The organism is Mucilaginibacter lacusdianchii (genome assembly GCF_009770985.1).
Lineage (GTDB): Bacteria > Bacteroidota > Bacteroidia > Sphingobacteriales > Sphingobacteriaceae > Mucilaginibacter > Mucilaginibacter lacusdianchii.
Genome location: NZ_WSRW01000003.1, coordinates 766803 through 779724 on the forward strand (window position 1 = coordinate 766803; position 12922 = coordinate 779724).

Annotated in this window: 13 protein-coding genes and 1 tRNA gene; 2 read left to right on the forward strand and 12 right to left on the reverse strand. The window is 41.8% G+C overall.

What is annotated here, in order from left to right; translation table 11 throughout:
• Nucleotides 1-7 precede the first annotated feature (7 nt).
• Nucleotides 8-508, forward strand: coding sequence for a hypothetical protein (locus GPM24_RS16865; RefSeq protein ID WP_158828278.1), 501 nt, complete (start codon nucleotides 8-10; stop codon nucleotides 506-508).
• Nucleotides 509-518: 10 nt separating this feature from the next.
• Here the strand turns inward: GPM24_RS16865 and GPM24_RS16870 are convergent, their stop codons facing one another.
• From GPM24_RS16870 to GPM24_RS16905, 8 genes are all read right to left on the reverse strand, one after another.
• On the reverse strand, nucleotides 519-2510 hold the full coding sequence (locus GPM24_RS16870) for a GAF domain-containing sensor histidine kinase (protein WP_158828279.1): 1992 nt from the start codon (nucleotides 2508-2510) through the stop codon (nucleotides 519-521).
• 47 nt (nucleotides 2511-2557) lie between these two features.
• Nucleotides 2558-3388, reverse strand: coding sequence for an extracellular catalytic domain type 1 short-chain-length polyhydroxyalkanoate depolymerase (locus GPM24_RS16875; protein WP_158828280.1), 831 nt, complete (start codon nucleotides 3386-3388; stop codon nucleotides 2558-2560).
• A gap of 158 nt (nucleotides 3389-3546) precedes the next feature.
• Nucleotides 3547-3634: transfer RNA gene (locus GPM24_RS16880), tRNA-Ser, on the reverse strand.
• Between the two features lie 104 nt (nucleotides 3635-3738).
• Nucleotides 3739-4716 (reverse strand): YihY/virulence factor BrkB family protein, encoded by a 978-nt coding sequence (locus tag GPM24_RS16885; RefSeq protein WP_158828281.1) that lies wholly within the window; start codon nucleotides 4714-4716, stop codon nucleotides 3739-3741.
• 9 nt (nucleotides 4717-4725) lie between these two features.
• Nucleotides 4726-5133, reverse strand: coding sequence for an acyl-CoA thioesterase (locus GPM24_RS16890; protein WP_158828282.1), 408 nt, complete (start codon nucleotides 5131-5133; stop codon nucleotides 4726-4728).
• Nucleotides 5133-6188, reverse strand: a complete 1056-nt coding sequence (gene mltG, locus GPM24_RS16895; protein WP_158828283.1) for an endolytic transglycosylase MltG — start codon at nucleotides 6186-6188, stop codon at nucleotides 5133-5135. The genes GPM24_RS16890 and mltG overlap by 1 nt, the downstream gene beginning before the upstream one ends.
• 17 nt (nucleotides 6189-6205) lie before the next feature.
• Nucleotides 6206-6532 carry a rhodanese-like domain-containing protein gene (locus tag GPM24_RS16900; RefSeq protein WP_158828284.1) on the reverse strand — a complete coding sequence of 109 codons (327 nt, stop codon included), beginning with the start codon at nucleotides 6530-6532 and terminating at the stop codon, nucleotides 6206-6208.
• Nucleotides 6501-7304: a PASTA domain-containing protein gene (locus GPM24_RS16905; protein WP_158828285.1), complete on the reverse strand. Its 804-nt coding sequence runs from the start codon at nucleotides 7302-7304 to the stop codon at nucleotides 6501-6503. The genes GPM24_RS16900 and GPM24_RS16905 overlap by 32 nt, the downstream gene beginning before the upstream one ends.
• Nucleotides 7305-7533: 229 nt before the next feature.
• On the opposite strand from GPM24_RS16905, the gene GPM24_RS16910 reads away from it, so the two are divergent.
• Complete coding sequence (locus GPM24_RS16910; RefSeq protein ID WP_158828286.1) at nucleotides 7534-9426, forward strand: RecQ family ATP-dependent DNA helicase; 1893 nt, start codon at nucleotides 7534-7536, stop codon at nucleotides 9424-9426.
• On the opposite strand, the gene GPM24_RS16915 is transcribed toward GPM24_RS16910, so the two are convergent.
• From GPM24_RS16915 to GPM24_RS16930, 4 genes are read right to left on the reverse strand one after another with little or no spacing between them, the layout of a single operon-like run.
• Nucleotides 9427-10194 carry an SDR family NAD(P)-dependent oxidoreductase gene (locus GPM24_RS16915; protein ID WP_158828287.1) on the reverse strand — a complete coding sequence of 256 codons (768 nt, stop codon included), beginning with the start codon at nucleotides 10192-10194 and terminating at the stop codon, nucleotides 9427-9429. It abuts the gene before it with no gap.
• 11 nt (nucleotides 10195-10205) lie between these two features.
• Complete coding sequence (locus GPM24_RS16920; RefSeq protein ID WP_158828288.1) at nucleotides 10206-11198, reverse strand: MlaD family protein; 993 nt, start codon at nucleotides 11196-11198, stop codon at nucleotides 10206-10208.
• Nucleotides 11199-11201: 3 nt separating this feature from the next.
• Nucleotides 11202-11975, reverse strand: coding sequence for an ABC transporter ATP-binding protein (locus GPM24_RS16925; protein WP_158828289.1), 774 nt, complete (start codon nucleotides 11973-11975; stop codon nucleotides 11202-11204).
• Between the two features lie 10 nt (nucleotides 11976-11985).
• A complete protein-coding gene (locus GPM24_RS16930; RefSeq protein ID WP_158828290.1) occupies nucleotides 11986-12795 on the reverse strand; it encodes an MlaE family ABC transporter permease in 810 nt (269 codons plus the stop codon).
• Between the last annotated feature and the right edge of the window lie 127 nt (nucleotides 12796-12922).

Below are 12922 nucleotides of genomic sequence, written 5' to 3' on the forward strand. Positions count from 1 at the left end.
ATTAAAAATGAACATTCAATATAACCGTCAGGTACTATATCGCATTCGCATTTACATTTGGATAATCATAATTGGTTTAGCGCTTAGCGGCATCACTGCTTTTCCAATTGAAACTGAGTTAAGTTATTGGTTGCCACATCTATCAAATAGTAAAGGCTTTTTGACTGAATGGGTTAATAGGGTGTATGTAGCCGTTCATCGTACGAACTTGCAATACCCATTTTTGAGTTATGGTACCGACTGGTTGGCGTTTGCACATTTAATGCTTGCCATTCTGTTTGTCGGACCGTTACGTGATCCGGTTAAAAACATATGGGTAATACAGTTTGGTATGATTGCCAGTGTGCTTATCATTCCGCTTGCTTTTATTGCCGGTCCAATCAGGCACATTCCGTTTTTCTGGCAGTTGATAGATTGCTCTTTCGGCGTAATATGTATGATACCGCTATATCTTAGTTATAAGGATATAAAAATATTGACGAAAAATTTGCAAAGAACCAATATTTAGTGTGCCTATACTAGTTGAATAGATTCTCATTTGCGCGAACAACCGGCAAACTGAACCAAAACGTGCTACCTTGACCTACCGTACTATTTACGCCAATTTTACCCTGATGTTGTTCAATAATTTCGGCGCATAGGTATAACCCAATGCCAAAGCCGGCAATTGTTTCAGTTTGCTTGTTTTCAACTCTATAAAAACGTTCAAACAATTTAGGAATATCCTTTGACTTAATACCTATACCTTCATCTATTACACTTACTTGCGCAGTATCATCCGTTGATGTACATCTTAAAATAATCTGTTTTCCTTTGGGTGAGTATTTTACAGCATTATTTAAAAAGTTGCTAAGTACTTGCCCAATTTTGTCTTTATCTGCGTTTACCCATGTAGGGTTGCTGTGTTCAAATATAATGTCGTGAGATTGTACTATGAGTTTCGCTTCGTCTATAACATCGGTAATAAGTTGATCTAACTGAAAATCCTGACGGTTAAGCTGAATTTTTCCAGACTCAAGTTTAGCGACATCCAAAAAACCTTTAATCAAACCCTGCATTTTATTTACTTGCAGCTCAACTTTTTTAAATGCTTCGCCAGTAAAATTATCACCTGCTTTATTCGCTTTTCCGCCGAGCATTTGTATATAGGCTTTTATTGATGTTAACGGCGTTTTCAATTCATGACTGGCCATTGAAATGAAATCGTTTTTGCGCTGTTCGCTCCGTTTACGTTCAGTAATATCTGCGAAAATCACTACCACCTGATTTGATGCTTTACCTACCGACGCCGCATAAACATTATACCAGCCATCAGTTGATTTATTATAATCTTCAAAATGCATTGGATTACCACTTTGCGCCACACTATGATATGCGTTAATCCAGTACTGTTCAACGTCTGGTAATATTTGTCGAACGGTTTTACCAAGGGTTGATTTAAGTCCGGTTTGTCGTTCAAAAGCCGGGTTCATATCAATCATGCGGTAGTCAACTGGCTTGCCTTCACTGTCATAAATTAACTCAATCAGCATAAAAGCCTGTTCTATTGAGTTGAATAATGTGCGATATCTTTCTTCAGACGCTCGAAGTGCAGCTTCTGCGTGTGCACGGCCAACTGCAGACCAAGTGCGTTCAGCCACTTCAGCAATCAATTCTACTTCTTCAGGCACCCACTTTCTTGGATTACGATCATGAATATAAAACGCAGCTACAAACCTGCCTTCTTTGATAAGACTTATAGTAACTGCAGATCTAAACTGTAATGCAGCGAAAGCTGCCTGCATATCGGGATGAGCCGTACGCGGATCATTCAGCATATCGTTGACAACCAGTTTTTCGCCCTTTTTAAAGGTTGTCATAATGCCGGGACCAAACGCTTCCAAATCATGCACGCCGTGGTATTGAGGCACGGTGCCATCTGTCCAATTGTGTTCTGTTCTAAACCAGCGCTGTTCAGTTACTTCGCCATATCCAACGCGCGATACACCAAGGTGTTCACCAATAATGCGCGCAGCTTCTGTTTGTATAATGGCCGCATCTGCCAATGGTCGTATATTATCACTTAATTTAAGTAAAAATGCCTGTCGTGCTTCATTGTGATGTATCGCCTTTGTTTGGTAAACACGTTCAGTGACATCAGTAGCCGAATGCAAAATGCAATAGGTTGAGCCGTCAGCGTTTTTAATAGCTCTATAAATAAAATCAAAATAATAGATATTTGATTCTTTGTTAACTGTCAATTGTGCTGGGCGCTCTTTAGCCGCGTATGTAACGCCGGTGCGCCAAACATTCTTAAGAATCTCAATAAATTCCTGACCCTTTAATTCAGGAACTGCTTCTTCTAAGGGCTTTCCAATTACACTACGGTCTTTACCCCAAAAAGCAATCATGGCATCATTAGCCATTTCAATAATAATGTTTTCGGTGGTGTAGATAGCAGTAGCGTCTGTAGATAATGCTAAAATACCAAGCACTTCGGCATCACTAAAATTTCTGAAATTTTGAATCATTTATAATTGAAAAGGAAATGTAAAAGTAAGATTTTTGCCTAAATCCACTATTTGGAATATGCTTTAAAGAAATCCCAAATTACCTGGCATGCATCCAAGTTTTGTGAAACCTGCCCCACAAAGTTTACCGGTGCATACTGCGGGCCACTTGGCCACGTATGGCCACCGTTAACTATAGTATATCCAATAACATTATTACCATTCACCGGATCGCTGAAAACTGTTCTAGTCACATGTGTGCCATCAGCGATCTCATCAGGCAAGGTTTCTACAACAGTATTATGAGTGCATTGGTTGACGTCTACCCAAAGGCTTAAAACTTCTTCGTGTCCATAAACATTGCCTCCTGCTGCTTTGGTTGGTCCTCCCACATACGGCACTATCCTGTCTTTGGTGCCATGTATGTACATTACGGGCATGGGTACTGTAGGACGTAGGGAGGATGCTTTATCCAGCGTAGCCGCTACAGCCGCTATTGCCGTTATACGGTCGGGAATTTCGCAAGCCAGGCGTGAAGCCATAAACCCACCATTAGACATGCCGGTTATATAAACTCTTTTGAAATCGATAGGGTAGTTGGCTAGCAGGTGTGTAATTAATTCATCTAAAAACTTAACGTCATCCACGCCGGCTTTATTGGCTTTTGTTGCACGGCCATCATTCCAGGTTTGGGTAATGCCTTCAGGGCAAACGATGATGAATTTCTCAGCGTCTGCCAACGGCCGGAAATCGGCAAAGTTCATCATTTGCTCGGCGCTACCCAAGGTGCCGTGTAAAGAAATAACAACTGGCAAAAGCTCTGATTGGGTATAATCTGAATGGTAAACGAGAAACTCACGATCCACGTGATCAACCGTTATTTGCTTCCGGTATAACATTGAGTGCAAAAGTACTGTACATGTGCTAACAAAGGTTCAGCAGCGCATGTTTAAATCATTAGAATAAAAATTGCCAACTGCACTTTATTAAGCTAGAATTTGCTGGAAAGAGATAAAACAAAAAAGCCTTCGAACATTAAGTTTGAAGGCTTTTTGCTTGGCGGAGAGTTAGGGATTCGAACCCCAGGACCTGTTACAGTCAACAGTTTTCAAGACTGCCGCAATCGACCACTCTGCCAACTCTCCGGGGACAAAAGTACAAATCCGAACCGAATTGGCAAATTGAAATTATAATTTTTTTAATGAGTTGGTGTAGTTGTTGTAATTCCCTGAAAGACAGCTATATATTTTTAATAATGCTGTCGTTTATGGGCCGTACGGAAGGTGTTTACGCGTGGTTTTACAATTTTGATACTCCTTTTAGACAAGTCTACACTCGCATTTAGCTCAAATCCGATCAATATAATAAGCGAGTTTAGATATAGCCAAATCATCATTACAATTAAAGTGCCTATCGAGCCATAAATTTTATTGTACGACGAAAAGTTGTTTATATAGTAAGAAAATCCCAACGAAGTAAGCACTGCCAGGGTTGTGGCCAACATGGATCCGGGACTGATAAATTTCCAGCGGCGCTTGTGCGCCGGGCCATAGCGGTATAAGGTAGATACCACCACAAAAAATATCAGCACCACGATGATCCACCTGGAAAAGGCCAACAGGTAAAGCCAGAAGTGCCAGGTAGAAAGCATATGTTTTTGCAGGAAATTTATAACAGCCTGGCCAGCAATTAAAACCCCTATAGCTAACAGCAAAGAAAAGCTGATAACGATAGTTAAGGTAACTGATATCAAACGCCGCTTAATCCAACTGCGACTTTCCATCATCAACGATGATTTATTAAAGGCCTGCATCAGATTATAAACACCATTTGAGGCAAAGTATAGCGCAGAAGCAAAACCTACAGACAATAACTTGCCATTTTGATTTTTGACAATATCTACCATAGTGCCTTTTAACGCAGTAAACGCAGTATGAGGAAGTATAACGGCAAGTAATTCCAGCAGTCTATCCTGAAAATTTGAGATAGGCACAAACGGAATAAGCGTAAAAAGGAAGATCGTTGCCGGGAACAGCGCCAGCATAAAGTTATAAGCCAAAGACGATGCTCTGTTTACCAGTGAGCTTTTTTTTAGTTCACCAAAAAAGAAAGCGGCCACGGTATATAAGGGCAGTGGCCTGAAGCCTGGTAGTATCACCGACTTAGTCCACTCAATAAACTCCCTGTAAAATCCAAACTTCAGCAGTAGCCGGTGCAGCCATTCCATCCACCAAATTTACTCAAAATACGGCTTCAGTTTATCTAAAAATTCTTGCGGTGGCAAACTAGGGCGGTTATTTTTCATATTGATGAAAGCCAGCAGCGTTTCACCAACATGTATCAGTTCGCTTTTCTCGTTAAATAATTCGTACTTGAAATGAATTTTTACACCTGGCATCTTTTCCATCGATACCTGTATGCTTATTTCTTCATCATACAATGCCGGCTTCAGGTACTTACACTTCATCTCCAAAACCGGCATCATAATACCGGTTTCTTCCATCCAGCGATAGGTAAGGCCAAGGCTGCGCAGCATTTCTACACGGCCCACCTCGAAAAACTCGGCATAGTTGCCGTAATACATGTAGCCCATCTGGTCGGTTTCGCCGTAGCGCACACGTAGTTTGGTAGTATGTGTAAACATTATCTTTTAATACCCCTTTCGTCCAGTGCTTGCTGGAAACGACGTGCATTAGCCTGATGCTCGGCAACATTGCTCGCAAAGTTGTGATAGCCCGAAAAATCTTCTTTAGCGCACATATAAATATAATTGTGGCTTTTTGGATTCAGCACGGCATCGATAGCGTTAACAGACGGCATCATAATAGGGCCCGGCGGCAGGCCGGTTACCTGGTAAGTGTTATAGGGCGACGGTGTACTCAGGTATTTGCGTAACACGCGTTTAATGGTAAAATCTCCAGTAGCGTAAATGACGGTTGGATCGGCTTCCAGTTTGATGCCGCGTTTTAGTCGGTTAAGATACAAGCCGGCAATCATAGGCATTTCATCATCATGCAAAGCTTCTGCATCTACAATGGAGGCTAATATTGAAATTTGAATAGGCGTTAAATTCAGAGCTGACGCTTTTTGTTTTCTATCTGCATTCCAAAACTTGGTATACTCATCATGCATGCGGTTGATGAATTTAACACCGGTAGTGTTCCAATACATTTGATAGGTGTTTGGAATGAACATAGCATATACGTTCTCAGTATTAAATCCGTATTGCTCAACAAACTTGGATGAATCAAGCAAGCCGATAATTACCACAGAATCGGGTTCCAACTGCTTAGACACAAAGGCTGCAAACTGAGATTTTAACCGCAGATTATGAAATTTTAGTTCAACAGGTTCTTGCGTGCCTGACTTCAACATATTAATCAGAGCACGGTTACTCATGCCCGATTTTAATTTGTATTTACCCGGCTTTACACGGTTAACATAGTTCATGTTATGCGCGGCCCAGTTAAATGTCGTGGTATCTTTAACCATGCCATCATGCCGAATAGTTGCATATACATCAGCATAAGTAGCGTCTGTATGTATGTAAAGATATTCTTGCTTGTCCGTTACGTTCGGACCGAAATAGCGTAAATAATACAAAACTCCGGTGATACCCAGTGCCAGTATAATGATGGCAACCAGTGCAATGATAAACTTTTTAAGCGTACCACCAGATGATTGAGTTTGTTGATTCATGACAGGTAAATGTATATTTAATCTCTTATTCTACGTAAGGCCAGCAAGCCGCCGTTTAAATTTCTTACATTCTCATAACCATTTTGCTGCAAAATAGATTGCGCAGTTTCGCTTCGTAATCCAGCCTGGCAAATTACTATGATCTCTTTATTCTGGGGCCAGGGTAAACTGTCCAACTTTGCGGCTAGCTGCGACACTGGTAAATTTACGCCGCCAATATTATGGGTATGGAACTCTATAGGTTCACGTACGTCCAATATTGCTAACTCCTCCTGACTTTGTAGCCGTTTGAGCAGTTCACCGGCATTAATATCAGGGCTGCTGTTCGGGCTGTGGCTGTTCATCTAATTTTTTGCCTTGCGATACGGTTAAATTTATACGCGTGCCGATGCTGGTTTTACTGGTAGAGTCGGTAAGCATAGGCGATTGTGCAACCACAACTACGTTGCTTGAATCGGTAATTGCACCTTGGTACGTTACTGTACCAATGGTTAAACCAGCCCCGCGAATTGCAAATCTTGCAGCATCCAAATCCTGATTAATCAGGTCTGGTATATCTACTTCATTAGCGCCGGCCCCATCGCCAAGTACTAAATCCACTTTAGAACCTTTGGGCAACTTATAACCACTTTTAATCACCTGTCCGCCAAAGCTTACTTCCAAAATTCGATCGCGTGCAATGTCCGAACGATAGGTGGTGTCACCAACTTTTAATCCGCTGTTTGACAGTATAGCTGCCGCTTCGCGATAGGTGCTTTGTTCCAAATCGGGCAGCGCTACTTCGGGAGCCAGGGTAGTAACCATGGTTAAATATATGGTACGGCCTTCTTTTACGTTGGTGCCGGCGTCTGGGTCTTGTTCAATGATGGTACCTGGTGCCTTGTCCTGCACAAATACAGAATCGACTTGGTAACGGAAACCTTGTTGATCGAGTATCGACCTGGCCTGGTCTATTGAAAGTCCTTTTAATTTAGGAACGGGTATGCCCGAGCCATGTCGGGTGTAATAGCCTAAACTCAGGTAAGCAATCAATACTACGGCCAGTACCGTGCCAATAGCTGCTAAAAAGTTATTACGAAAATCTTTGGTTTTTAAATAAGTCCAGAATTTGCTCATTTATGCGGGCTATCAAAAGTTAATGGCTTAATCCGTTATCAAACATAAATTATAATTCCGACATAATTAAACGTCGGTTAATTAATAAAATATATAATAACAGCCGGCAAAAGTAACAAATACCAGCAACAATTGACAAGGGTATTGCAACAGGTTTAATGCTATTTGGTTACACCATCATGGCAGTCATCGCCATAAACTGCAAAATCCGTATAATTGCTATTGATATATGACTATTCAGCAAATCCTTAAACACTACTGGAAGCACGAGACCTTTCGTCCGCTACAGCAAGAGATTATTGAATCGGTGCTGGAGGGGCGCGATACGTTAGCCTTGCTGCCAACCGGAGGTGGAAAGTCTGTTTGTTACCAAGTACCAGCTTTGGCTAAAGAGGGAATTTGCTTGGTTATATCGCCGCTGATAGCCTTAATGAAAGATCAGGTTGATAATCTGAAAAGCAAAGGCATCGATGCGATGTCCATAGTATCGGGCATGGGCAAGCGGGAGGTAGATATAGCTTTGGATAACTGCATTTACGGACCTGTGAAATTTTTATATCTATCGCCAGAAAGATTACAATCTGAATTGGTGCGCGAACGAATTAAGTACATGAAGGTGAACCTAATTGCAGTTGATGAGGCGCATTGTATATCTCAATGGGGTTATGATTTTCGTCCGCCATACCTGCATATTGCCGATTTGCGCGAACTGCATCCCAAGGTTCCTGTACTGGCGCTTACCGCTACGGCCACCGTTGACGTAAAAGGAGACATTCAGCAAAAGCTTCAATTCAAAACGCCTAACATATTTCAGCAAAGCTTCGAGCGGCGCAATATCAGTTATTTGGTTCAGCACGAAGAAAATAAGCTACGCAAGATGCTCGATATTGTACGTGGCGTAAAAGGTACCGGAATTGTATACGTACGCAGCCGCAAAGAAACAGTGGAGCTCGCCCGATATTTTACCGATCATGGCATGACAGCCGATTATTACCATGCCGGTTTAACAGGAGATTTGCGTTCGGCTAAGCAAGAACAGTGGAAAAGTAACCATACCCGCGTTATGGTAGCCACTAATGCATTTGGAATGGGCATTGATAAGGCCGACGTACGTTTCGTAATTCATAAAGATATTCCCGAAAGCCTCGAAGCTTATTACCAAGAGGCTGGCCGTAGCGGACGAGACGAACAAAAGGCCTATGCAGTACTGCTGTATAATGAAGCAGACCGTATTAAGCAAGAAAAAAAGTTTGAAGCGAGCTTTCCAAGTCTGGACGAAATTAAGCAGGTATACCATTACCTGGCAAATTACTATCAGCTGGCTTACGGAGCAGGTGAGGGGTTGAGCTTCGATTTAGATTTAGCCGACTTTTGTAGCCGCTTTAAGTTAGATGCACTGAAAACCTTAAATGCCCTTAAATTTTTAGAACAAGGTGAATATTTAAGTTTCAACGAAAGTGTGTTTCTGCCGTCCCGCTTTCGGTTTGAGGTTTACAATGATGAGTTATACAATTTTCAGATACAAAATGCCGCTTGGGACCCTTTTATTAAAACCCTATTACGGTCGTACGGCGGCGCATTTGATAACTATGTAAGGCTGCGTGAATTTGACTTGGCTCGGCGTACGAACTTGAGCGTACAGCAGGTAACCGATGCTTTATTACAACTCCATCAAGCAGCTATACTCAGCTATCATCCTCAAACTGACAAGCCGCAGGTCACTTATTTAAAGGAACGGCTTACGGCTGGCCATTTGCTGTTAGATAAACAGTATTTTGACCAGCGGAAAGCGGTCTATCAACAAAAAATGGAAGCCATGCTTGCCTATGCCAGTCAGCAGCAGTGCCGCAGCCAACAGTTGCTGGCTTACTTTGGCGAAATCAACGCGCCTAAGTGTGGTGTGTGTGATGTTTGTTTACAAGAGAAACGTCAAAAGAACGCCGTACAATTAAATGAAATGATTACCGAAGAAATAATAGAATTATTGAACGCTGCCCCCTTGAATTTGGAACAACTCATTACATCGCTTAAGCACGGTCAAAAACCGGAACGTCTCAAAGTAGTAAGAATGCTGTTGGATAGCGGCAGGATAAAAACTAGTGGCGAAAAGTTTTATGTCTGATTAACTTCTTAGATAGGAGGCACCATTTAAGTCAATAATGCCGCCCGTGGTAAACTCAAATCCCTGCGAGGCGTACATAACGGCCAAGCGGGAAATCTCTTCTGGCTTAGCCACTCGATTAAATGGACTTTGCGCTTTAATGGCCTGACCAGCTGCACTATTTAATAAATCCGCCGTCATATCCGTCCCTACAAAACCAGGAGCAATAATATGCACGCTAATATTGTGCGGAGCTAAAGCGATGGCTAGTGACTGGCTCATGGCATTTAATCCAGCCTTGCTGGCACCATAAGCCGGATGATCAGGTTCTCCGCGGAATGCGCCTCTTGATGAGATGTTAATGATTTTGCCACCGCCTTGCTTAATCATTTGCCTGGAGGCGAAATAGCAAAGATTGGCCACTCCGGTTAAATTGGTGTTCAGTGTTTCAGTCCAGCTTTGCTGCCATTCGTTATAATTTACTTCGGCAACTTTGTGTTCCAGGTAAACCCCCGCGTTGTTAACCAGCACATCCAGATGGCCATACTGTTGCATCAGTTCGGTAAATAAATGCTCAATGGCTTTCGGTTTCGATTGATCTGATTGAAATGCTGCATGCTTTTGCTGCGGATTAAGCAGGGCAAGCGTGCGTTCGGCTTCAGCTAGGTTGCTCTTGTATGTTATAATTACGTTTGCATTTAACTCAGCAAAAAGCAATGCGCATGCCTTGCCTATGCCACGCGAGCCGCCGGTAATCAAGACATTTTTGCCGGTGAAATCAATCAGCATAATTATATTAATTACTGCTTTGGTGCCTGCTGAGCTTTTTGCTGTTCTTTTTCGCGCTTTTTGAAAAAACCGCGTAACAAAAAGTTATGCTGTGCCGCCTCCAAATCATCATTCAATTTAATTGAACTTTGATTTAAGTAATCTAAAGTGCTTTTTAGTTGCGTAGCGGTAGGTTGGTCATTTAGCAACACGCCAATCGCATTGTCGGTTGTATTTAACTTGCTACTGGCGCGGTTCAAGTTATCTGTTAAAGTACTTGCTTTAGCGGTAGCGTCTTGCAATTGATTGGCCGACTGTTGCAATTTTGCAAATACGGCAGTATCAGTCAGCATTTTATCAGCCAAACCACCTTTGGTATTCATTTTACGACCAAAGCGATTCAGTTCAATAGCCATTTGATTGGTGCTGGATGTGGTGGTTTGCAAGTTTGCCACTACTGCTCTAAAGCGCATAGCCAAGCTAGAGTCAGATAATAATGCACCGGCTAAACCTTTGCCCTGCACCATATCTTTGCTTAAGGTTTTAAAATCACTAGTGATAGACAGCAGATTTTCATTGTTTTTCTGTAAAGTCTTCATGATATCATCGGTAGATAACATGCCCTTCGAATTCAGCATCGTGCCATCCTTAATGACAGGTGCGTCTGGTGTACCTCCTTCAATATTGATGGTTTTGTTGCCTATGAAACCTTCGGAACCAATAGTAGCTAAGGCATTTTGGTGAATGAACTGTTGAACATTCGGGTCAACGTTAAATTCTACATCAACCTGGTTTATGCCGGTAAAAGCAATATTTTTTACTGTTCCTACCTTAACGCCAGAAAACCAAACATTGTTGCCTTTAATTAAACCAGAAACATTGCTGAAACGGGCTTTCAAATGCAGTCCTTTCACGAAGCTTTTTTGCTGATTGCCCAAAGTGAAAATGGCTATAATTAAGATGACCACACCTATGCTGATGAAAAGGCCTACCCATACTGCACGTTTATTTTCTCCTGAATCCATTATTTAATGTATAAAGTTGTAGTTGTAAAATTGTTTAACCCGTTCGTCATCGGTATCAAATACTTCATCAAAGGTGCCTTGACGTTGAAACTGCCCGTCAAGTAGCATCGCAACACGGTTACCGGTTGTTTTAGCACAGGTTAAATCGTGTGTAATAATGATAGATGACGTGTTAAAGTTTTCCTGAACACGGTTAATCAAATTGTTTATTTCAATAGATGTTATAGGGTCCAAGCCTGCTGTCGGCTCATCGTATAACATAATTTCCGGCCTCAATATAAGTGTGCGGGCTATACCAATACGTTTACGTTGTCCGCCAGATAATTCGGCAGGCATTTGATTGATAGTTTGCTTTAAACCAACAGCATCTAACACCCGTTCTACCAGCTCGTTAATCTCTTTTCGGCGCAAATTTTTGCGGTTACGAACCAATGGAAATTCCAGGTTTTTGCGAACCGTCATACTATCATATAGCGCACTGTTTTGGAAAGAGAAACCGATCCGGCGGCGTAATTCCTGCAATTCAAGCGGCGTAATATTAATTACATCTTGTCCAAGTACGTTAACCTGACCAGCATCCGCGTTAAGTAAACCCGATATAATTTTAATTAATACAGATTTACCAGTGCCTGAACGGCCAAGTACTACCAGGTTTTCTCCTTTATATAGATCTAGATCAATGCCGCGAAGTACGTGATAATCGCCAAAAGACTTTTGCAGGCCTTGTATGCTAATTACCTTCGTGTTATAATCTATTTCGTGTTTTTTTTGCTCCATAATCAGTTAACTAGCGGAACCAGCCGGTGATCTGCACGATAATTACTTCTTCTATAAATACCAAAAACATGGCCGTTACCACAGCAGAGTTAGCTGCTTTACCAACACCGGCTGTACCACTTGAAGAGTTCCAGCCTTTGTAAGTACCCACAATACCTATCGTAAATCCAAACACCATAGATTTTATGATAGACGATTCAAAATCTATAAATGCCAGCGGTTGAAAAAATTGCTGAACATATGTACTAAAACTGGTTCCTTCATTCACGGCAACATTTAAGTAACCGCCCAGCATAGATACCAAACCGTTGAAGATGGCCAGAACCGGAATAGCTATAGTAGTAGCCAATACGCGAATACATACGAGATACTTAAAAGGTTTAGTGCCCGATACTTCCATCGCATCAATCTGCTCGGTTACCCGCATAGAGCCCAGTTCCGCACCAATGCTTGAACCGACGCGTCCGGCGCTGATGAGCGCTGTAACCAACGGTGCCAATGCACGCATAATAGCGATAGATACCAGCGACGGAATCCATGAGGTAGCCCCAAACTGCAACAATGACGGGCGCGATTGCTTAGTAAAAATCAAACCCACAATAAAACCGGTAACGCTTATCAGTAGCAATGAGCGAACGCCAACTTCATAACACTGCTTTAAGAGTTCCTGAAATTCGTATGGTGGAACGAATGCTTCTTTGAAGAAACGGACAATGAAGCGGTAAACATCATAAACATCAGAAAAAAAGTTTGCTAAGCTGCTTTTAAGCGACGATTTAGATTTTACGGTTGCGGTTGATGTGCTATTTTGTGTGTCCATTAATTGAGCCGGTAAAATTACGGCATAAATTTTACTAATGGCTATTTAACTTAAAAACTTATCCGTGTGTTTGTAAACGCTTTGTAAAAACTGCGCAATGGGGCAAATGTTTTATTTAAAAGTTAAG

Excerpts from the sequence above, each read along its gene's own strand:
- GPM24_RS16865 (WP_158828278.1), top strand. The coding sequence starts at position 8 with ATGAACATTCAATATAACCGTCAGGTACTATATCGCATTCGCATTTAC.
- GPM24_RS16870 (WP_158828279.1), bottom strand. The coding sequence starts at position 2,510 with ATGATTCAAAATTTCAGAAATTTTAGTGATGCCGAAGTGCTTGGTATT.
- GPM24_RS16875 (WP_158828280.1), bottom strand. The coding sequence starts at position 3,388 with ATGTTATACCGGAAGCAAATAACGGTTGATCACGTGGATCGTGAGTTT.
- GPM24_RS16885 (WP_158828281.1), bottom strand. The coding sequence starts at position 4,716 with ATGGAATGGCTGCACCGGCTACTGCTGAAGTTTGGATTTTACAGGGAG.
- GPM24_RS16890 (WP_158828282.1), bottom strand. The coding sequence starts at position 5,133 with ATGTTTACACATACTACCAAACTACGTGTGCGCTACGGCGAAACCGAC.
- mltG (WP_158828283.1), bottom strand. The coding sequence starts at position 6,188 with ATGAATCAACAAACTCAATCATCTGGTGGTACGCTTAAAAAGTTTATC.
- GPM24_RS16900 (WP_158828284.1), bottom strand. The coding sequence starts at position 6,532 with ATGAACAGCCACAGCCCGAACAGCAGCCCTGATATTAATGCCGGTGAA.
- GPM24_RS16905 (WP_158828285.1), bottom strand. The coding sequence starts at position 7,304 with ATGAGCAAATTCTGGACTTATTTAAAAACCAAAGATTTTCGTAATAAC.
- GPM24_RS16910 (WP_158828286.1), top strand. The coding sequence starts at position 7,534 with ATGACTATTCAGCAAATCCTTAAACACTACTGGAAGCACGAGACCTTT.
- GPM24_RS16915 (WP_158828287.1), bottom strand. The coding sequence starts at position 10,194 with ATGCTGATTGATTTCACCGGCAAAAATGTCTTGATTACCGGCGGCTCG.
- GPM24_RS16920 (WP_158828288.1), bottom strand. The coding sequence starts at position 11,198 with ATGGATTCAGGAGAAAATAAACGTGCAGTATGGGTAGGCCTTTTCATC.
- GPM24_RS16925 (WP_158828289.1), bottom strand. The coding sequence starts at position 11,975 with ATGGAGCAAAAAAAACACGAAATAGATTATAACACGAAGGTAATTAGC.
- GPM24_RS16930 (WP_158828290.1), bottom strand. The coding sequence starts at position 12,795 with ATGGACACACAAAATAGCACATCAACCGCAACCGTAAAATCTAAATCG.